This window comes from Salifodinibacter halophilus, assembly GCA_012999515.1.
GTDB lineage: Bacteria > Pseudomonadota > Gammaproteobacteria > Nevskiales > Salinisphaeraceae > Salifodinibacter > Salifodinibacter halophilus.
In genome coordinates this window covers 2,024,433-2,045,931 of sequence record JABEEB010000001.1, presented here as the reverse complement: position 1 = coordinate 2,045,931, position 21,499 = coordinate 2,024,433, and the positions used below count along the sequence as shown (strand labels likewise).

The 21,499-nt window shown below is 57.6% G+C and carries 15 protein-coding genes and 1 tRNA gene; 5 read left to right on the top strand and 11 right to left on the bottom strand.

Annotated features, from left to right (window positions below; translation table 11 throughout):
• Positions 1-171: 171 nt before the first annotated feature.
• From clpX to HKX41_09510, 4 genes are all read right to left on the bottom strand, one after another.
• Positions 172-1,449 carry an ATP-dependent Clp protease ATP-binding subunit ClpX gene (clpX, locus tag HKX41_09525; protein NNC24388.1) on the bottom strand — a complete coding sequence of 426 codons (1,278 nt, stop codon included), beginning with the start codon at positions 1,447-1,449 and terminating at the stop codon, positions 172-174.
• A gap of 94 nt (positions 1,450-1,543) precedes the next feature.
• The gene (gene clpP / locus HKX41_09520) at positions 1,544-2,188 is read right to left on the bottom strand and encodes an ATP-dependent Clp endopeptidase proteolytic subunit ClpP (protein NNC24387.1); all 645 of its coding nucleotides are present in this window, start codon (positions 2,186-2,188) and stop codon (positions 1,544-1,546) included.
• Between the two features lie 19 nt (positions 2,189-2,207).
• Complete coding sequence (locus HKX41_09515) at positions 2,208-3,539, bottom strand: trigger factor (GenBank protein NNC24386.1); 1,332 nt, start codon at positions 3,537-3,539, stop codon at positions 2,208-2,210.
• 136 nt (positions 3,540-3,675) lie between these two features.
• Positions 3,676-4,671, bottom strand: a complete 996-nt coding sequence (locus tag HKX41_09510) for an aldo/keto reductase (protein ID NNC24385.1) — start codon at positions 4,669-4,671, stop codon at positions 3,676-3,678.
• A gap of 349 nt (positions 4,672-5,020) precedes the next feature.
• On the opposite strand from HKX41_09510, the gene HKX41_09505 reads away from it, so the two are divergent.
• A complete protein-coding gene (locus HKX41_09505; protein ID NNC24384.1) occupies positions 5,021-6,325 on the top strand; it encodes an Nramp family divalent metal transporter in 1,305 nt (434 codons plus the stop codon).
• Between the two features lie 112 nt (positions 6,326-6,437).
• On the opposite strand, the gene HKX41_09500 is transcribed toward HKX41_09505, so the two are convergent.
• The 7 genes from HKX41_09500 to HKX41_09470 all read right to left on the bottom strand — a co-directional run bounded on the left by HKX41_09500 (position 6,438) and on the right by HKX41_09470 (position 14,647).
• Positions 6,438-6,514, bottom strand: a tRNA-Arg gene (locus HKX41_09500).
• Positions 6,515-6,581: 67 nt separating this feature from the next.
• On the bottom strand, positions 6,582-8,288 hold the full coding sequence (locus tag HKX41_09495; GenBank protein NNC24383.1) for a LysM peptidoglycan-binding domain-containing protein: 1,707 nt from the start codon (positions 8,286-8,288) through the stop codon (positions 6,582-6,584).
• Positions 8,289-8,470: 182 nt separating this feature from the next.
• Positions 8,471-9,718, bottom strand: coding sequence for a trypsin-like serine protease (locus HKX41_09490; GenBank protein ID NNC24382.1), 1,248 nt, complete (start codon positions 9,716-9,718; stop codon positions 8,471-8,473).
• 272 nt (positions 9,719-9,990) lie between these two features.
• Positions 9,991-10,614 carry a LysE family translocator gene (locus HKX41_09485; GenBank protein NNC24381.1) on the bottom strand — a complete coding sequence of 208 codons (624 nt, stop codon included), beginning with the start codon at positions 10,612-10,614 and terminating at the stop codon, positions 9,991-9,993.
• Positions 10,611-11,102 (bottom strand): GNAT family N-acetyltransferase, encoded by a 492-nt coding sequence (locus HKX41_09480; protein ID NNC24380.1) that lies wholly within the window; start codon positions 11,100-11,102, stop codon positions 10,611-10,613. The genes HKX41_09485 and HKX41_09480 overlap by 4 nt, the downstream gene beginning before the upstream one ends.
• 311 nt (positions 11,103-11,413) lie before the next feature.
• A complete protein-coding gene (locus HKX41_09475; GenBank protein ID NNC24379.1) occupies positions 11,414-13,519 on the bottom strand; it encodes a carboxy terminal-processing peptidase in 2,106 nt (701 codons plus the stop codon).
• Positions 13,520-13,627: 108 nt separating this feature from the next.
• A complete protein-coding gene (locus tag HKX41_09470) occupies positions 13,628-14,647 on the bottom strand; it encodes a hypothetical protein (protein NNC24378.1) in 1,020 nt (339 codons plus the stop codon).
• Positions 14,648-14,763: 116 nt separating this feature from the next.
• Between HKX41_09470 and yccS the strand changes: the two genes are divergently transcribed.
• From yccS to HKX41_09450, 4 genes are all read left to right on the top strand, one after another.
• The gene (gene yccS, locus HKX41_09465) at positions 14,764-16,941 is read left to right on the top strand and encodes a TIGR01666 family membrane protein (protein ID NNC24377.1); all 2,178 of its coding nucleotides are present in this window, start codon (positions 14,764-14,766) and stop codon (positions 16,939-16,941) included.
• Positions 16,942-16,970: 29 nt separating this feature from the next.
• Complete coding sequence (gene dsbG / locus HKX41_09460) at positions 16,971-17,774, top strand: thiol:disulfide interchange protein DsbG (protein NNC24376.1); 804 nt, start codon at positions 16,971-16,973, stop codon at positions 17,772-17,774.
• Positions 17,775-17,908: 134 nt separating this feature from the next.
• Positions 17,909-20,590, top strand: a complete 2,682-nt coding sequence (locus tag HKX41_09455; GenBank protein NNC24375.1) for an insulinase family protein — start codon at positions 17,909-17,911, stop codon at positions 20,588-20,590.
• A gap of 136 nt (positions 20,591-20,726) precedes the next feature.
• Positions 20,727-21,413, top strand: a complete 687-nt coding sequence (locus tag HKX41_09450; GenBank protein ID NNC24374.1) for a TIGR00153 family protein — start codon at positions 20,727-20,729, stop codon at positions 21,411-21,413.
• Positions 21,414-21,499 lie beyond the last annotated feature (86 nt).

Here is a 21,499-nt window from a genome sequence, read left to right as displayed (position 1 = left end):
CCTCATTGGAGCGCGCGGCGGACGTTGTAGCCACCGCGCTGACTAGAGATATGCGGGTTCGGTCGCGGCTTTCAATCGCCTTTCGTGTTATTGTTCTAACGACCGTTCGAATCGCCAGAACGCTTGGTATCGCGTCCCGGCGTCCAGGGGAGCTAAAAGCTTATAATCCCGTCATGCGCCGACGCGAGCGGCCTCGGCGTTTTCGTACACGATGTAGGGCTGCGCTTCGCCGTTAACCACGGCGTCGTCGATCACGACCTTGGAGACATTCTCCATGGTCGGCAACTCATACATGATATCGAGCAGGATCGACTCAAAAAGCGTCCGTAGCCCGCGGGCACCGGTCTTCCGGGCCATTGCCCGTTGCGCCATCGCGCGCAGAGCATCATCACGAATCTCGAGATCAACACCCTCCATCTCGAACAATCGGGCGTATTGCTTAGTCAGCGCATTCTTCGGCGCAGACAGGATCGAGATCAACGCGTTCTCATCCAACTCCTCGAGCGTGGCGACCACTGGCAGTCGGCCGACAAATTCCGGGATCAGGCCGTACTTGACCAAGTCTTCAGGCTCAACTGTGGCCAATGTGTCACCGAGCGAGCGTTGCTCCTCCTGTGTCTTGACTTCAGCCGAGAAGCCGATTCCGGCGTGCCCTTCGCGGTTGGCGATTGTTTCGTCGAGGCCGGCGAATGCGCCGCCAACAATGAATAGGATGCCGGAAGTATCGACCTGCAGAAATTCCTGCTGCGGATGCTTGCGCCCGCCTTGCGGCGGTATCGAGGCCGTCGTACCTTCGATCAGCTTGAGCAGCGCCTGCTGGACGCCTTCGCCGGACACATCGCGGGTGATCGACGGATTCTCGGATTTGCGCGAGATTTTGTCGATTTCGTCGATGTAGACGATACCGCGCTGCGCCTTGTCGACGTCGTAGTCACACTTCTGAAGCAGCTTCTGGATAATGTTTTCGACGTCTTCGCCGACGTAACCGGCTTCGGTCAGCGTTGTCGCATCGGCGATGGCGAATGGCACATCCAGCAACCGGGCCAACGTCTCGGCCAACAACGTCTTGCCGCAGCCGGTCGGCCCTAACAGCAGGATATTGGACTTGACCAGCTCAACGTCATCTTCGCCCTGGCTGGCATTCAACCGCTTGTAGTGGTTGTATACGGCCACCGACAGGATCTTTTTGGCCTGATCCTGACCGATCACGTAATCGTCCAACACCTTGTTGATTTCGGACGGGCTCGGCAATCCTTTCTGCGCGGGTTCGGCGGTCAGCTCCTCGCGCATGATGTCGTTACACAGATCCACACACTCGTCGCATATGTAGACCGATGGCCCGGCAATCAACTTGCGGACCTCGTGCTCGGACTTACCGCAGAACGAGCAGTACAGCGTCCGATCGTTGTTGTCGCCCGAGCCGCCGCCGGTTTGGGTATCTTCCGTCATTGCGCGCGTTCCACTGTCTTTGCGTCTATCTCTACACCCACGCGGTGCCGAATAGCAAGTCTCCGGCGCCCTCGCGCCGGCTTATACCATCGGATTACGTGTTGCTGTCACTATCCGTTTCGCGCCCAGCCAAAACACTGTCCAATGCGCCGTAGTCCACGGCCTCCTGTGCGCCCATGAAGTAATCGCGCTCAGTATCGGCCTTGATGCGCTCCAGCGGCTGACCGGTGTGATAGGACAGGATATCGTTCAGGCGTTGCCGCGCGTGCAGGATCTCACGGGCGTGAATATCAATGTCGGTCGCCTGCCCCTGAAAGCCGCCCATCGGCTGATGGATCATGAAACGCGAGTTCGGCAGACCAAAACGCTTGCCCTGAGCACCGCCAGCCAGCAGCACCGCCCCCATACTGGCGGCCTGACCGAGGCACATGGTGGACACATCAGGTTTGACGAACTGCATCGTGTCGTAGATCGACATCCCCGCCGTAATCGAACCACCTGGCGAATTGATATACAACTGGATGTCTTTGTCGGGATTGTCCGATTCCAAAAACAAAAGTTGCGCCACGATCAAATTCGCCATCTGGTCGTCTACCGGACCGACGACAAATATGACGCGTTCCTTCAGGAGTCGCGAGTAGATGTCGAACGAGCGCTCGCCTCGCGAGGTCTGCTCGACCACCATCGGCACAAGACCCAGGTTCTGCGGCGATGTATCGCTGTATTCGCTGTCTGTCATCAAGTAATACCCCGGGCGCTTAGGCGCCACCCGACTGGTTTTGTTCGGAAAGTAAATCATCGACCGTCATCGATTTCTCGGTAACGGTCGCATCCTCCAGCAGCTTCTCGATAACCTGCTCTTCCATAACCATGGCTTGCAGGCCTTCGATCATCTGCGGATTCTGCTGGTAATAGTTGCGGACTTGGTCGGCCTGATCACCGTAAGATGCCGCCACCTCGTCTATCTTGGCGTCGACGCGCGCTTTCTCAACCTCCAGCCCATAGTCAGAGATGATCTGGGACAGCAGCAGCCCCAGCGCAACCCGCTTGACGGCCTGCTCGCGCAGCGCCGAATCGGGCAGAATCTGTTTCAGCATTTCGTCGTCGCCTTGCATGCCTTCCGGCAGATTCTGCTTGGCTTCGCCGCGCATGCGCTCGATTTCCTGGCTGACCATCGCCTCCGGGACATCGATCGGGTTGGCCTCGTACACGCTGTCCATGACCTGCGACTTGACCTTGGACTCGATCGCATTTTTGACCTGCTCTTCAAGCGAGTTCCGAACTTCGCTCTGGAGCGCGTCAACCGTGGCTTCTTCAACGCCCATACCGCGAATAAACTCTTCGTCTAGCGCAGGTGGCACGTCGACCTCCACGCTTTTGACGCTCACTTCCAGGCTCGCCGGCTGGCCGGCCAGGTCCTCATCCTGATAATCGTCGGGGAAAGTGATCTCGACGGTATAAGTCTCGCCTGCACTCCGGCCGTGGAGCGAAGCTTCCAAATCGGCCAGAAAATAATTCGAGCCGAGCTCAACGGTCACGTTTTCTGCACTGCCACCGTCGAACGCCTCACCGCCTTTATAGCCGGTATAGTCCACTGTGACCTGATCGGCTTCCTGCGCCGGGCGCTCAGCCGTTTCACGGGTCGCGTTGCGCTGGCGCACGCGCTCGATGGTGTTGTCGACGTCGTCATCGGTAACCGATGCATCCGGCCGTTCCACCGACAATGCATCCAACCCGGTCAATTCGATTTCGGGATAGACTTCGACATTGGCCGTGAACGCCAACGGCGCATCGGTCTTGATTTCACCCATCTCGATTTCCGGCTGACCGGCCGGGCTGATTTCAGCCTCTTCCAGCGCCTCGGAATACACGCTCTGGATCAGTTCGCTGGCAGCCTCCTGGCGTACCTGGTCACCGTAGCGTTGAAACAATACTTGGGTTGGGGCTTTGCCCGGCCGGAACCCCGGCACGTGCGCCTTTTCACCCACGCGCCGAATTTTCTCGTCGATCGTCTGTTTAACGCGATCGGCGGGGATTTCGACTTTGACGCGCCGGCCCAGGTTGCCCGCGTGTTCGACGGATACGTCCATTGATTCCTCGTTTTCTGAACTGGTCTGACTCATCCTGCGGCCGTCGCCAGGCGAGCGGCGCTTCTCATAACCGACTAATTATAGCAATCCGGTGCGCTGTTACGGTGCGTGGCCTACTCAGCCCGACTGGCTGCTGTCAGTCAGTGCGAGCCGGCGGTGCCATAAACTCGGGGCCAACCGGATCGGTAACGTGTCGATCGACAATATCACCGACGGTTCGGCGTGCCTCATCATCCAACGACCAACCGCCGATTTCGGCCACACTATCAAGTTGATCGGGCCGCCGCGCGCCCCAGAGGGCGATACTGGCTGGATATGCGTCAAGAATCCAGCGAATCGCCAAATCCAACACCGTCTTGCCGTAGCGTTCGCGAGCAAACGTATCGAGTTCAGACACCGCCGCTAGATACTGATCGAAGCGTGGCTGCATGAACTTGGGATCCGATTGCCGAAGATCGTCGCCCTCGAACTGACGATCGCGATACATCCGCCCGGCCAACAGGCCGCGGCACAACGCGCCGTAGGCTAGAAGGCGCGAGTTATGACGCTCGGCCCAGGGCAATACGTCGGACTCGATGTCGCGCTCGAACAGGTTATAGGGATTTTGCACGACGTCGATGTCGACGATCGACTGCATCTGATCCATCTGCGCCGGTGTAAAGTTGGACACACCTACCGCGCGAATCTTACCGGCATTTTTAAGTTCAGCCATGGCCTCGGCTGTTTCGCGCACATCGATATTCGGATCAGGCCAGTGGACCTGCAACAGGTCGATCACATCGGTACGCAAACGCCGTAACGAATCGTCGGCCTCCTGCAGAAGACGCTGGCGCGTCGCATTTCGACGCACACCACCTTGATCATCCCACTCCAGCGCGCACTTCGTCGCGAGCACGACGCGATCACGCAGGTTGCCTTCGGCAACGGCTCGGCCAACGATTTCTTCCGAGCGACCGAAACCATACACCGGCGCCGTATCAATCAGCGTGATGCCGCGATCCGGCGCACTCTGGATGGCGCGCACCGACTCCGCTTCGTCGGTTCCGCCCCACATCCAGCCGCCGATCGCCCACGTACCCAGACCGATGCGTGAACTGGTAACCCCATCGCTCTGCAAATCAACCGTTTCCATGCCTGCCTCCATTAACATGCAATCTGAACGTGGACGCGACGTTCGTAGAATCAAGGACACGTATCAAGTCGTCGAACACACCACCGGACCACACATAGAGCACGCAGCTGCGTCACATCGGCCAAGGCATTGCGAGCCGCTCATGGCTGGATCCACACAAACCATTATTGATCGTTTGAGAGCAAAGCCATTAAAATTTAGCCATCGCAAAACCTATAATACTCAGCTTAAGCATGCCGCATCCCCTTGATGCCATTCAGCCACCGGACTGGCAGGCAACCAGATTCGCGCCCATCTGCGCTTCGAATCGCGCCTGCTGCATTTGCCGCATCGCGGGGATTACACGCCTATGAGCTCACCAGCCTCGTCCCGGAACACCTCTTTGCCCGGTGAAAGCTCGACGATTCGCGCTGCCGAAGCAGCACTCGACGGCCATCGGCGCGGGCTGAAAGGACTTCTACCATTTCTCGGGCCAGCTTTTATCGCAGCCGTTGCCTACATTGACCCCGGCAATTTCGCGACCAATATCACGGCCGGTTCAAAGTATGGCTACATGCTGCTCTGGGTGATCCTTCTGTCGAACCTCATGGCCGTATTAATCCAGTCGATGTCGGCCAAACTGGGCATCGCGACCGGCAAGAACCTGCCGGAAATATCGCGGGAACGTTTCCCCACGCCTGTCACGTTCGGCCTGTGGATCCAAGCGGAAATTGTGGCCATCGCTACCGATCTCGCCGAATTCATCGGCGGCGCGCTGGGGCTGCACCTCCTTTTTGGCATCCCGATTTTCCCGGCCGCGGTTATTACCGGCATATTCTCATTCGTGCTTCTGGAGCTCCAGCGCCAGGGCTTTCGCTGGTTCGAGGCCGGCATCACTGCACTTGTCGGTATTGTCGTTGCAACTTTCGCTTACGAGGTCGCATTAGCCCAACCAGACCTGGGCAAGTTGACCTACGGCCTATTCATACCGCACTTCACGGATGCAAATAACGTGCTGTTGGCCGCCGGCATTCTCGGTGCAACGGTTATGCCGCACGTCATCTATTTACACTCGGCGCTGACCGAACGGCGCGTAGTCGGCCGCACGGAAGCCGAACGCAGAAAGATTTTTCGATTCGAGTTTATCGACATACTCCTGGCTATGGCGGTCGCCGGCGCAATCAACGGCGCCATGCTGGTTATGGCGGCCGGTCTTTTCTTCGGCACTGGTGAGCCGGTCTCTACGCTCGCGGGCGCGTTCGGCCAGCTCGGCGATCGGGTCGGCACATTGGCGGCTATTTTGTTTGGGGTAGGCCTACTGGCCAGCGGTTTATCGAGCTCGTCTGTTGGCACGATGAGCGGCCAGGTTGTCATGGCCGGCTATATTAATCGGCGGATTCCCCTGTTCCTGCGTCGATTGATCACGATGGCGCCGGCGCTGCTGATCCTGGGGTTGGGCTTGAACCCAACGGATTCACTGGTCTTAAGCCAGGTCGTTTTGTCGTTCGGCATCCCTTTCGCCCTTATCCCGATGCTTTTATTCTGCTCCAATCGACAACTCATGGGCAGCCTCGTCAATCACAAAGCGACGACGATTACGGCATGGGCTGTGGCCGCGATCATTATCGCGCTCAACTTATTCTTGCTTTACCAAACGCTTTACAACGCAGCATAGCCGCGCTGTTCGGATGCGCGTTGCGCGCATCCGTCGAACCAAACTCTTTGCGCTGGTTCGAATGCAACTACACAGGCCATTCAGCCGCCCCGCCTTCGGCGGCTCGGCTGAATGGCGCGCCCGGCTGGATTCGAACCAGCGACCTACGGCTTAGAAGGCCGTTGCTCTATCCGACTGAGCTACGGGCGCGCGGCAACGCGCATGTTAAATCCTGCGCATGCTCGAGGCCAGAACGGCGGTTCCCGATCCAGCCTAGTTAAGACGAGCGCGTCGGCGTTTCCGGCACCCAGAGCACCTGTCCTTTAGACAGGCGTTCATTGTGGAGATCGTTATCACGCTTCAAACGCTTGATGGATGTGCCATTGCGCCGCGCTATCTCGGACAGGGTATCGCCGCGATTCACCACGACCTTCTTTTTCCCGGCCGAAGCTGGCAACGCAAGCTCTTGTCCAGCGCGCAGTTGCCGACTCGACAACTCGTTCATTGCGATTATCTTGTCCATGTCCACATTATGGGACCGGGCAACCGCCGAGAGCGTATCGCCCTTTTGCACCTTGTATTTAGTCTTCGCACCAGCCGAGCTCACATGCGATGTACTGGTACTAGAACCAGCGTTAGGCAGGCGTAGTTTTTGGCCAACATTGACCTGCGAGCTTTCGAGCCTGTTTAGCTGCTGCAAACGCTTAACGGACGTTTGGTTACGTGCGGCAATGCCACCGAGCGTATCGCCAGCCTGGACGAGATAGATATCACCACTCTGCCGGGACTTCTGCATCGGCGGATAACGTTCAAAATAGTTTTCGACGCCTTTGGCTATCGCACTAGATAGCTTCGCACGGAACGCGTTATGGCGAAGTTTGCGGGCCTGTCCAGGATTCGACAGAAAAGCGGTCTCGCAAAGAACCGACGGGATCATGGGATCGCGCAGAACCGCAAAATTCGCTCGCTTTGGCTCGGAATGATAAAGCGGCTCTACTTTGCCGAATTGTGTAATGATCGCCTTGGCAAGATTATCTGCGGCGTTTATGGAATCATTCTGAAACAGGTCGGTTAACACGCGATTCAGCGTTTTGTTATTCGCCGCAAAGTCCACGCCCGCGACTTTCGGATCGGAACTATTCTCAAACCTCGCGAGCTGACGAGCTTTGGCGTTACTTGCACCGTGACGCGATAGCACATAACACGTGCCCCCCTTGACGGCAGGGCTTTTCGGGTACGAATTCGCATGCAACGAGACGAAAAGATCAGCGTGTTTGGCCTGTGCGATCTTCCGCCGCTTGGGCAGACTTACATAACGATCACGGTGTCGCGTCAACACGGCCTTGATCCCGGGCCGAGCATCCAATTTCTTTTTGACGCGTCGACTTACCGCAAGCATGGCGGCCTTTTCGGTCAGACCGTTCGGCCCCGTTGTGCCCGGATCACGACCACCGTGGCCCGGATCGATCACAACCACAGCCGACGCGTTGTCAGGCGCGACGTGATACGCCGCAGTCTGACTCGATTGACTATTACTGGTTGCCTTGTCAGCAGTTGATCGCTTCTGGCTCTGCGACGACGCGCCAGAGCTAGAGTCAGGACTCGAGCCGCCGCGAATTTTGGCTACAAGACGATTTTTCCCGGCTTCCTCGAGCCCGCCCCAGTAAGCTCCCGAACGCAGATCGAGTACGGCGCGCAGGGTTCCGTCCTGGTGTCGTGCGGTACGTATCGCCTTGATGCGCGGACCGCTAACCGACTTATCCGGCGACCAGTTCGAGCGCGTCTCCGGCATATCGATAATCGCCCTCGGTGGCGACCCCAACACGAATTGTTTGACATCCGGAGCGCGACTGAAAGCGAACATAACCCGCGTCAGCTCGGATTTCTGTTCGACCTTGACGTGATCGAGGGTTACTGCGTTTGCACTTGTCGCAACACCTGCCACAAGCACGAGGCCAACCCCGATTTTCATTGTTAGTCGCATCGTAGGCCACCGGTTGTACCGCGCGCCTTGAGGAGACTACCTTACCTTTCCTGAAAAAACAATAGTTTGCGAAAAGTTTCTAACCTGGTTTATAGAAACACCCGCTATCAAGGGCTGCACAAAACGATTAGCCGCCCAAGCACCGGCGCAAATCCGGTCGCCCGGGCGGCTATCGATTGGCGTTACTTACGCTTGTTTTTACCAGCCGACTTCAGAACAGCCAGTTCGACGGTAACTTCCTTGGTCTCGTCTTTATGCTGAACCAGGAGATCGACCTTGGTGCCAGCAGATTTACTGAAAACGATGTCCTGCAGCGCATGGCCTGATTTCATCGGCTTGCCATTCGCCTTGAGGATAATGTCACCGCCGGCGGGCCACGGTCGCTGGCCTTGATTGACGGTAAACTGCGCGCCTTTAAGGCCAGCCTTGTCACCAGGGCCGTCTTCCTTGACCTTGACAACCATCAAGCCATGATCCGGCAGATTGAGTTGCTGACGGATCTCCTCCGGATATTTCTCCAACGGTTGAACCGCGACCCCGATCATCGCCTTCTTAATGACGCCGCCTTTCTTGAGCTCGTCGATATTCTTGCGCACGAGGTTGCTCGGAATCGCCAATCCGACGCCGATGAAGGTGCCGTGCGGTGCGAAGATCTCGTCATTGATGCCGATAACCCGCCCCTGCGAGTTCAGCAATGGCCCGCCCGAACTTCCGGGGTTGATCGCCGCATCGGTCTGGATATAGGAAATCGGTACGCCGCTAACCTTAGAGGCCTGTTCACGGTTGATCGCGGACACGATGCCCTCTGTCACGGTCGACTGCAGCAGAAACGGGTTGCCGATAGCGATCGCTTTCTCACCGACCTGGATGTTGTTCGAATCGGCAAATTTCAGCGCGTCCGCGTCGTCCGGCAGTTTGTCCGGGTCTTTAAGCTTTAACAGCGCCAGATCATAGGACTGATCGACTCCAACCACGGATGCCGCCAATTTATCCTTGCTGCCAAATTGGACGTTGATCGTGGCGTTTTTCTTGACCTTGGTTGAATCTTTTTCCAGCGCATTCGCAATGACGTGATAATTAGTCAGAATCTCGCCTTTGCTGTCGACGACGAAGCCGCTACCGGCAGCTCGTTCGGTACGCTGTTTCTTCTGCATCTTGCCGCCATTGAATTGCTTGAAGAAGCGGCGCATCTGCGGCGGCATGTTAGCCAGCGGATTCACGGTCTTGCCTTTGACCTTGATATTGATCGCAGCCACGCTCGGCTTAGCCTGTTTGACGACCTTGACCGTATTCGCTTCGCTAGGCTGGAGTTTGGCACCGTCATTTGCCTGACCGCCGCTGTTCTGGTCAGCCAGCGCACTCGTCGGCCCGGCAGTCGCTAACGCGCTGACAAATAGCACCGCGATCAACTTTTTGTTCGATCCAGTCATTAACGATTCCTTGCTTTACTTTATTCGCTTCATCAACAAGACGGCTCACCTGAAGCCGACCGGTACGGCCAGCGCAACACGGGATCAGCCACATATCTCACGCGGCATTGGACGTTGAATATCGCCGTTCGTTCAACGCATGCGGCGAATAAACGGTTCCACGCGACCTTACCGTCGCATACGCAAAAGCTCACGGGCCTCAAACGGCGGCGGATTCGTTTTATCGTTGTACGTAGCCCCACTCAGAATCCGAAATGCCGGCGTCACGCACGTCAACCAATCGCGAGCCAAACCCCCACGCCGCAAATTAGTGTCCCGGCAACACGGTTTAACAGCTGCACATTGTCAGCACGCTTGAGCAGGCGCTTTGCTGTCTGACCGCCGGCTGCGTAAAGCAACAGGCAAACCAGTTCGATAACCAGCAGAATACTGACCAGAACCACGAGTTGCGGCACGACCGCCTGATCTTGATCGATAAACGGTGGCAGCAGAGCGATATCGAATGCCCATCCCTTGGGATTGGCGACTGCAGTAATAAATCCTTGGCTGACCAGCCCGCCACGCGATACACCAGATTCGTCAGCGGCGGCTTTATCCAGACCGGCAGTGGTTTCGGCACGCCACATCATCACACCGAGATAGACAAGATAAGCGCCGCCGACCCACTTGAACACCTCGAAAACCGCCGGGTAATGCAAGATGATCGCGGCCACGCCAACCGCGGCCAGCGTGGCCGTCAAGGCAACGCCCGCGAGCTCGCCGGCCATCATCCAAAGCGTGCGGCGCACCCCCACGGTCATGCCAAGCCCCATCGACAGCGTCATGCACAGGCCGGGGGTTAACGAAACCAGAAAGAATGTCGGCACAAACACCGACAGCGCGGCCGTATTAATCAAGATTTCGCCCCTTCAGCCAGCGCCGAAAGTGCTGGTTCAGTCAATCGGTAGGTCGTCCAGTCCGATTGCGGCCGGGCACCAATCGCTTCGTAGAAATCAATTGCCGGCTTATTCCAATTCAAAACCTGCCATTCGACGCGCCGACATCCCCCGGCCACTGCGATTCCAGCAAGGTCGGTAAGCAAGGCGCGGCCCACACCGTGTCCACGAAGGGCGGGCGTCACGTAGAGATCTTCCAGATACAGCCCATAGCGGCCGAGCCAGGTCGAAAACGTATAGAAATAAACGACAAAACCAGCGACCACGCCTTCGCGCTCGGCGACACGCGCATAGGCGGTCGCCGACGAATCGAACAGCGCCGTGGCCAACGTGGTTTCATCAGCCACCACTTCGTTGAGTGCGCGCTCATACTCGGCCAGTTCTCGGATCAGGCCCAGCAGCGTAGGAACATCATCGCGACCAGCGGGGCGGATAACGAGGTCAGCCATGGCCTAGGGGACTTCGTTTCCAAATGCGTCGTTCATTGTCGCCGTGAACATTGCCCCTGCCATTTTATACGCTCGCAAACCACCGGCCTGCCTGGTTGCGCACTCCGATGCGCGTCACGCGGCTATAGTACTCAACGTTTTCAACACACGCACCCCGCCCCGCTTCCTAAGCCGGCATAACGGCATTTTTAGACTGCGCGGCTACTGCCTCGCAGGCACCAAGCTTGATCAGCGAGGCTGGCCTATAGCCCATTTGGAAAAGCGCAATCTCTGCCTTTTGGTTGCGCGGACAAAAATGCGCTTGGACTCAATTAGGCGGCAGTCTGTTGATCCGATTGCTTCTTAAGCAAACGCCTTAAGTCCAGCACGATGCGCCCCGCCTCCGTCTCAAACGCGTTGGTCTTGTCCTGCGCCCGGCGTGTATTGACGTTTTCGATATCGCCTTCGGCGTCGTCATGGGCCTTGAGTTGCTCGTAATTCTTGAACGGGTCTTTGTCGGTTGCCTTGCGGTGCTCGTTTGCCAATTGCAACTGCGTGGCCCGCATTTTGTTGCGATGTTTGCGCCGCTTATCGATGTTCAACGAAACCTTGCTGCGACCCCCTTGTTTGCGCGCCATCCGGATCCGCTCAGCTAAATAATGGAAATCAGGTTGGTCCTTGGCACGCTGTTTGTGGTTGGTGCGGAGCGTTTTTAGTTTGCTGTTAACCGAATCACTGTGCGGATAGCGCGTGGGTGGAATCCGATCCCATGGCAACGCGTTTTGGAGCGCACTTTCACCAATTTTTTCCGGATCGACAGCTGAGGGAAACTTGATTCCGGGCGTCACACCGCGCACTTGGGTGCTGTCGCCTGTGACACGATAGAACTTGGCCTCAGTTAGTTTCAGTTCACCGCTTTTCAACGGCAGGATCGTTTGCACGGTGCCTTTGCCGAAGGTCTGGCTGCCCACGACGATCGCACGCCCATAGTCCTGCAGCGCCGCCGCCGTGATCTCCGAAGCCGACGCAGACAGCCGATTAACCAGCACTACCAATGGCCCACTGTAGAATGCGTTAGGGCTGCGATCGCCCAGCACCTGGACGTCGCCGCCGGCGTCTTGGATCTGGACCCCCGGCGCGGGCGGCATGAACAAGCCGATCAACTTCATGGCTTCGCCGAGCGCGCCACCGCCATCATTACGCAGGTCAAGCACCACCCCCTGAACATCGGCTTTCTTGAGCTTGGTAAGAGCCTCTTTCACGTCGGCCGCGGTGCCGTTATAAAACGACGGCAGTGTGACGAGCCCGACTTTCTGTGTCTGGCCACGAAAATCGAGACTCATCACCTGATGCTGGGCCGCTTGATCTTTTAGCTTTATCTTAGCCCGCGTCAGCGTCACGACCCGAGTTTGGCTAGCTTCACCACTAGATACACGCAGCCGGACGACAGTATCGGCTTTGCCGCGAATCATCTGCACGGTGTGGTCCAGCCGCATGCCGACCACGTTGGTGAACTCACCGTCCTTACCCTGGCCAACAGCAAGGATGCGATCGGCGGGCTTCAACTGGCCATTTTTCGCGGCGGGGCCACCCGGAATTAGCCGTACCAGTTCCGCGTAACCGTTTTTCGTCCTCAGTTGCGCACCGATGCCCTGCAACTTCAGGTTCATGTCGATACTGAAATTCTTCGAGCGCTCGGGTGAAAAATAATCGGTATGTGGATCGTAGCTGTGCGTTACGGCATGCATGAAGGCTGAAAACGCATCGCGTGACTTGATCTGAGCCAAGCGCCGGATGTTTTGCCGATAGCGCTGCTTGAGCCGATGCTGAACCTTTTCCGACTCCGTGCCGTGGAGATGCTCGCGGATAACCTGATTAACCAATTTCTTGCGCCAGAGATCGCGCTGAGCGGTTTCATCGACCGGTCGAGGCGCTTTGCTCCGATCAGTGCGAAGTGCGCGATCTGACTCCAAATCCAGCGAGTCGAAATCTGACTCGACTACATTGAGCGCAAACCGCTCCATCTGCATCCGGCGCTTCTGATAGCGATTAAATATGGCGTAGAGTGCACCTGTTTCGCCTTTTTTCAGCTGGTTATCGAGCGCATCGCCATACTGCTGGCGCAATTCCGTCACATCCGATTGGCACAAGATGTCGTGACTCGGATCCAGATCGTCTATATAGGCCTTAAACAACTCTCGGGAAAAATCATCATCCAGTTTTTTCTTGTCGTAGTGATTGCCCTGAAGCTTGGTTGCAACCTGTTTTGCAACGGCCGACTGATCACCCGTGGGCTTTAGCGGCTGGAACGAAATCTGATCGACTTTTTTAGGCGCACTCGATTGCTCCGAATTCGATTCACTATTCACGCCGGCTGCACAGCCAGTCTGTGCAGCCACGGATGCAATCACAACCAGATAGAAAAATTTACTCGGCATACAGATCAAACGACCGAATACGGCCTATAACGGGTGCCGGATACGACACAGCAACAATAGTGGGAAGCATACAGAACTCGCTCATCAAACGGTTTGATGCAACATGAATTATCTCTGCAAAGACGCATTGTTGGCTGCACTCTTGGCGGCCGGAGCGGCCTCAGGCGGCCCACCTTCCGGCAAACGAAACAATGTCAATTCGTTTTTATTAGCCCCGAGGTGACACAACCGCGCGTGCGGGATGTTTGCCAGTGCGTCCAACACTGTTGGATCGGCGTTACGCCGAAATTTCAGCGTCATGATAAGTGATGCCATAGGCATCACCTCGGCCCAGTACTGCGCCAGCGCGACGATACGTTCGGGATAGCCCGCGACATCGCACAGTATCCAGTCCGGAGCATCGACGTCGGAGACGCCAACTTTGAACGCGTCACTGCGCCTGCTCTCGACCCGCGGATTGCTCGCCACCGCCATCGCCAAGCCCGCGCGATCAACAGCGGTTACATCGGCACCCAGCGTGGCGGCCACCCAACTCCAGCCACCTGGCGCGGCACCGAGATCAAGTACGGTTTGGCCGGGTTGCGGCCAGTCGCGGGTCAGCGTCAACGCTTCCCATAATTTCAGATAGGCTCGATTCGGCGGTCCGGCACGGTCTTCGACGAATTGCGGCCGACCACGTGGGAAATGGCTACTGGCGCTGGCACTGGCAACCAGGCAATGACGATCAACCAGCGTCCAGGCGCCCAACGGCGCCGTGGGTGGCGCCGCGGGGAACTCGAGCGGGGCGGCGCGCACCGGCGGCAGCCGTTCGGCAACAAGCGCCGTCCGGCGATAGGCTGTCGTTGGCACCGACCACCAATTACGCTGCTTTGCCCGGAGCTGACGTGCTGCATCGCCGATGGACTCAATTGCCAGCACATGCGGGTCCAACCAGGTGTTTTGCGCCCAAGCAGCCGGTTGCTGCGCCCCATATGCGTAGATTAGAGGATCCGCACGCGCCACGACCGTTACGTCGCGCCAAGCCAGCTCAGCCAGCAGCGCTTCTACACGCCCGGGTGCGGCCTCGAATACGAGGTTCCATGCCGAATCAATCGGCGGCCGGGCGTCTTGCATGATGATGTCGTGCACGCACTAATTCGGCCGATATTTTGCCTGATGCCATCAGCGGTTGCCTGTCGTAATGGGCCGCTATACTGATCCCATGCGCGAACCACTTACACCAGCTTCTACCGAGCGCCTGAAACATGACGAGTCATAAGCACTTGTTGTCGACTCCATTCAAACGCGTCATCCACGCTGATCGCGTCGCCGACGCTCTGCGCGTCCTCGCGTCTCTCAGCGTCGTCGTCGGTCTGGCATACGTTACGGATCGCATGGATGCGCTCATTCCATTGACACTCGGTGTCATTGCTGGCGGCATCGCCGAAACCGACGACGGCCCCCGCGAACGGGTCGAAGCACTCGCCGTATCACTGGGGTGCTTTGCCACGGCCGCCTTTACAGTCGTCGGACTGGCCGGGATGCCAATTCTGTTCGCGCTGGCGCTATTCGCTGGCACATTTGGCCTCGTGATGATGGGCGCCGTGAGCCCACGCTATCGAACCATCGGTAATGCCACGTTACTCCTGTCGATATATAGCCTGATCGCGGTTTCACATACCGGTATTGAGACCTCGACTGCGTGGACCCGACCGTTTTGGCTATTGCTCGGTGCCGGTACTTACGGCTTGGTCGCTGTCGCGTGGAACGCCATCATCATCCGACGCCCGGTACGTCAGGCACTCGCCGAACTTTTCGATTCGCTGGGGGATTACGTCGACATCAAGGCTACCCTCTTCGAACCCAGTGAAGCGGTCAACCGCCCGGCGGTCCAACAACGTCTGGCCCATGCCAACGCGCGGACTGTGGGTGCCATGAACAACGTCCGCGCTGCCTTGTTCGATCGCCTGAACAGCCATTGGTCACGGCCAACGATGGCACATAACCTGCGGATCTACATCGCAGCGCAGGAGATTCACGAGCGCATGAATTCAGTTCATGCCGACTACCGGGCGCTGTCACACGCCTTTGGTCAGGACGATGTCCTGTATCGCATCAAACATTTAATACAACGCATCGGCGGACGACTATTCGAACGCGCCGGCGAGCTTCGCTACGGCAACATTCTAGCACCACCTACCGCCCTCGAACACGCGCGTGCCGAACTCTCACAATCGATTGCCGAGATGCCGGATACCGCTTCGGACACGGTCGAAGCTGGCCTGGATGACAGCATTGCCGATGTCGGTCGCAATCTCGATAAAGTCGCGGCACGACTCGAACCGCCCCACCCGGATCCGGAAGCCGATATCTCCAGCGCCCTGCGAGATGCCGGCCCGGGTTCACTCGGTGAAACCGTACGACGCTTTTGGGTGGCGCTCACACCTTCTTCAGCACATTTCCGACAAGCGCTGCGATTGGCGCTGGCACTGGTCGCCGGTTATGCCGCGATGGTTGTATTCCGCGACGATCAAGGCGCCTGGGTTCTGTTGACCACGATGCTCGTGTGTCAATCCGACTACAGCGCCACGCGGCAGCGCGTGGTCAGACGTGTCGGCGGCACCATTGTTGGGCTTTGCCTCGGTTGGGCGCTTTTGCTCTTGTATCCCGCGCCACATATCCAACTGCTATTGATGATTGTGGCCGCGGTCGTTTTCTTCGTGACGCGTTTCTCCCGTTATGCGGTGGCAACAGCCGGGATCAGCGTACTGGTGCTACTGTCCTTCAATCAGGTAGGCAACGGTTTCGATCTGATCGTGCCACGACTAGTCGACACCCTGATCGGGAGCGCACTCGCCATCGTCGCCATGCTGGTCGTGCTGCCGGACTGGCGCGAACGCGATCTGCATACACGCCTAGCCAAGGCTCTGCATGCCAACAGCCGCTATCTGCAGGCGATCGGCACACAATACCGGCAAGGCAAACACGACGACCTCGCCTATCGCATCGCACGACGCGACGCCCACAACGCCGATGCGGCCGTGACTCGGCACATTGCCAGCGCACAACGCGATCTGCGGGCCGCCGGCACCGACAGCCAACGCGCGTTGTCGGTGCTGACTGTTACGCAAGCTCTACTGGGACGGTTGTCCACACTCGGTGCCCACCGTGGCGCGCAGCAATCCATGGGCGACCATGACTGGTTTCAGGATGCCGAGACCTATTTGACCGATGCGCTATCCGAATGTGCGGAAGCATTGATTCGTGGCGAGCCCATGCCGGTCGACAGCTACCGCGAGACCGCGCTACGCACACGGTTGGCGGATGCCGCCGAGACAACGGCGGAACCAACCGCCCTGATCGCTCGGCAACTGCTGGCACTGACACAGCAACTCCCAGCACTGCGTCGTATCGGTCAATCACTGGTTGGCCGTCTTGTATAGCACCACTGGGAACGAAAACGCGGTTTATCATGTCTGAGGCTGCGTATGGAAAAGGTGATGAGGGCATGAAGCTGGTCTTGCGCGTGATGCTTGCGGTGCTGATGGCAATGCCACTAGCCGCGACGGCGACTGTCGACGACCTACCCGCACCGGTCGCCAAACTGGCCGCGCACAACGATATGACCGTGGTCGCGAAATTTGCCGCGCCAGGCGGACTCCAAGGTTTCGCAGCACGCACCCACAAGCAGACGGTCGCCCTGTATCTGACGCCGGATGACAAGCACGTGATCGTCGGCAGTCTCTTTGATGCGAACACTAACAATCTGACACGGGACAAACTCCAGCCATACGTCGACTCCTACAACCCCAGCGGGGCCTGGCAAAAACTGGCGGCCAGCCACTGGATTGCAGACGGAAACCCGGATGCGCCGATCAAGATCTATGAGTTCGTGGATCCGAATTGCCCCTATTGCCATCGCTTCTTCCAGCAGAGCCGACCGTGGGTCAAAAACGGTAAAGTTCAGATTCGCCACATCCTGGTGGCTGTTCTAAAACCCTCGAGTCAAAGCAAAGCGGCGGCCATCCTTCAGGCCCAAGATAGCCAGGCCGCACTCACTGCCAACGAACGCAATTACAAAAAAGGCGGCGTTAACCCCACCGACAACGTTCAAGCCAAAACAAAGCAAGCCATCGCCGCTAATAACCGACTGATGGCACAACTAGATGTCCGGGGCACCCCCGCCATCTTCTACAAAAACGACGACGGCGATGTCAGCCTTGTACAGGGCGTGCCCAAACCCGCCAAATTGAAGCAGATCCTGGGACCCAAATGAACAACAAACGCGTGCAACCGGTAACCACAACCACCGGCTATCAACACCGCCCGCAGCCCAGCGCCTCCGGGAATTCCCGGCCACAATGCGCACGCGGCCGACACACCGCCATTCGGCTAACTGTCTCGCTCCTGATGACAGCACTTATCGCAGCGCCGACGTTTGCCAAGTCGGGCTCGTCCGCAGCATCGGGTGACACAAAAGCCGCTACGCACACGTCCAATACTGCCCGGGCAACGCTCGATAACGGGCTGCAAGTTGTCGCGGTAGCCAACCATCTGGCGCCGGCAGTAACCACGGTGATGAACTATCACGTTGGCTCGCGACAGGCGCCAAGCGGTTTTCCCGGCATGGCCCATGCCCAGGAACACATGATGTTTCGCGGCACCGCGAAGCTCTCAGCGGCTCAGATCTCCGCTATTGCCGCCGGCATGGGTGGGCGTTTCAACGCGAGCACCCAAGACGAGCTAACGCAATATTATTTTTCGGTGCCTTCGAAATACCTCGACGTCGCCCTGCATTTGCAAGCCGCGCGCATGAAAAGCGTCGCCAACAAGCCCGAGGCCTGGCACAAGGAACGGGGCGCGATCAAAAAGGAAGTCGGCCGCGATCTGTCGAACCCTGGCTACGTTGCTTATAAGAAATTGCGCGAACAATTGTTTCACGGCACGCCATACAGTCACGACGCGCTTGGTACCAAACCCTCGTTCGACAAGACCACAGCGTCGATGCTGAACAAGTTCCACGACACTTGGTACGCGCCCAATAATGCGACGCTCGTCATCGCCGGCGACATTAAACCGGAGCACGTGATCGACCAGGTCCGCCATCTGTTTAGCTCCATCCAAAAGAAAAAGCTCCCGAAACGCACCGACCTCCAGTTTTCGCCGGTCAAGACCAAGCCCATCCGCATGAAAACGGACCGTGGCCAGGGGATGGCGTATCTGGCATTTCGCACACCCGGCACCAGTGATCAAAAGCGTTACGCGAGCCTCAAAGTCCTAACCAAGATCCTGAACGACCCGCGCGGTCGACTCTATTCACAGCTGGTTGCCACCGGCCAAAGCCTTGGCACATCGTTTGCAACCAGGGGCATGCGCGATGCCGGCATCGGCTTTGCTGCGGCCTCTTTTGCCAAGGGGGCGGACAGTAAGGCGCTGGTCAAAAAACTGAAAAACGTGCTGTCGACGATCGCGGAACAAGGGGTAACCGAGCAACAGGTTACTGCGGCGAAACGTCAAATCAAAACTGCCGCCGCAGCCGCTGAAGATTCGATTTCCGGCCAAGCCCAGCGTTGGTCACGTACGGTCGCTATGCATCAATACCAGTCGCCCCAGGCGCTGATACAGCGTATCGACCGAGTGGATGTCGAACGAGTCAATCAACTCGCCAAAAAATTACTGGCCGAAAACGCGCACGTTCTGACAGTTCTGACGCCGGGCAAATCGGATGACGCCACCGCAAGTAGTGGCTTCGGCGGCAAGGAATCATTTACACCCAAACACGTTGGCAAGGTCAAACTGCCAAGTTGGGCTGCAAAGCCATTGCAATCAATCCAAGCGCCCGCGCCGACAGTCCAGCCGCAGACCACAACGCTGGACAATGGCATGAAATTGGTCACGATAACGACCGCTTCGACACAGGCTACGCACGTTTACGGCCAAATCCGTAACAATCCCGCGCTGACAGCCCCCGAAGGTCAGGCCGGTGTCGACAGCGTACTCAGTCGTCTACTCGACTTTGGCACCGAAACACACGATCGGCGCGCCTATCAGGCGGCACTGAACCGGATCGGGGCATCCAGCTCGGCGGGAACGAGTTTTTCGCTTACGGTTCTGCCGCGCCATTTCCAGAAGGGGTTGTCACTACTGGCGGAAAAACAACTACAACCGGCACTCCCGGCCAAAGCTTTCCCCATTGTCCAACGTCAGATCGCCAGTGCCGTCGCCGGCCAGAACCAAAGTCCGGGTTTTTTGGCTAAACAGGCGTTGAAAGAGGGCCTATACCCGAAAAACGACCCCAGTCTGCGCCACGCGACACCGAAAAGCGTCAAATCGCTGACCCAGGGTGATGTTACTTCTTACTATCACAAGGTTTTTCGTCCGGATTTGACCACACTGGTTGTCGTCAGCAGCTTGCCGCCACAAAAAGTCAAACAAGCCGTCACAAAACAGTTCGGCGACTGGTCGGCCAAGGGCAACCCCCCGACGGTTGCGCTCGACCCGGTACCGGCTAATAAGCCACACCGCGCTCAGGTCGACGACAGCGCCAAATCACAGGATGAAGTCGCGCTGGCGCAAACACTGGATGTGGCCAACAAATCTCGGGCCCGCCACGCACTGCAGCTAGGTGAACAGGTACTCACCGGCAGTTTCTACGCCAGCCGGTTGTATCGCGAGCTGCGTGCCGAGCGTGGACTCGTCTACACCATCGGTTCGAATATTAATCTAAGCCCCAAACGGGCCACATTGTCATTCCAGTTCGGTGCTGCACCGGAACACGTTGAACAGGCGGATCAAATCATCCGTGAAACGCTGACCAATATGGCCGAGGAGCCGATCAACACCGAGGACTTGCACCGAGCGCGCGCCGGCCTGATACGCCAAATCCCACTGCAAGCCGCCAGCGCTAGCTCGATTGGCAACGGCATCCTACGCCGTGAGCGTCTGGACTTACCGCTCGATGCGCCATATCGCGCCGCAGATGACTACCTCGATATCGGCGCTAAAACCATCCAACAGGCTTTCAAGACATATGTGCGGCCAAATGATCTGGTCCGCATCGTGCAAGGACCGGCGCCGGTCGACGATAATTAACGCCTATATCGGGTGCCTATTTTGGGCGCGCTGGCGGCGGTGCTAGCCGTCGTGGCAACCCGGGTAGGCGTTCGCCCGGTGTTCGAGGTTACGATACGGGTACGTGAACAACTAAAACCGAGGGCGAGATAGCCAGATGGATCCGAACAAATTCAGTCCATTGACCCGTTTGTTCCGCAGATCACCGTTCGAGTCGCTGACCGAACACATCCGATGCGTCGACCACGGCGCTGATCTGCTGACACAGTACCTCGATGCCAGCTCAGCAGCCGACTGGGCGCGTGCAGGTACGCTCTATAACGAGATAACGGATACCGAGCACCGCGCCGACGAACTGAAAGAAAAGGTCCGGTCGAACCTACCGAACACACTTTTCCTGCCGATCTCGCGCTCGGAAATCCTGATTCTAATCGAAGCCCAAGACAAGATAATCAATAAAATCAAGGATATCGCCGGGTTGATGACAGGCCGCCAGATGCAGTTCCCGAGCAGTCTGGAACAACCGGTCCGCAACTATCTGCAGACCTCAATCGATGCGGTGCATCAGGCACGAAAAGTTCTCGAAGAACTCGACGAGCTTCTGGAATCCGGTTTTGGGCGTCACGTTAGCGAGATGATTGCCGATATGGTAACCGAGCTAGGCAGGCTCGAAGAAAATGCCGATCAGGAGCAAATCGCCATCCGGCAACAATTGCTGAAGTTGGAAAACGAGTTACCGGCCCTGGAAGTTATGTTCCTCTATCGTGTTATCGACTGGATCGGCTCGCTTTCAGACCGCGCAGAAAAAGTCGGGGGGCGGCTGCAGATCCTCATGGCCAGCTAACGCACAATATCCGCCGGACAACCAATCACACACGAGTCTGCTTACCGCGGTCCTGTGCGGGGCTTCGCAGGCGCGTGGCAACGGTC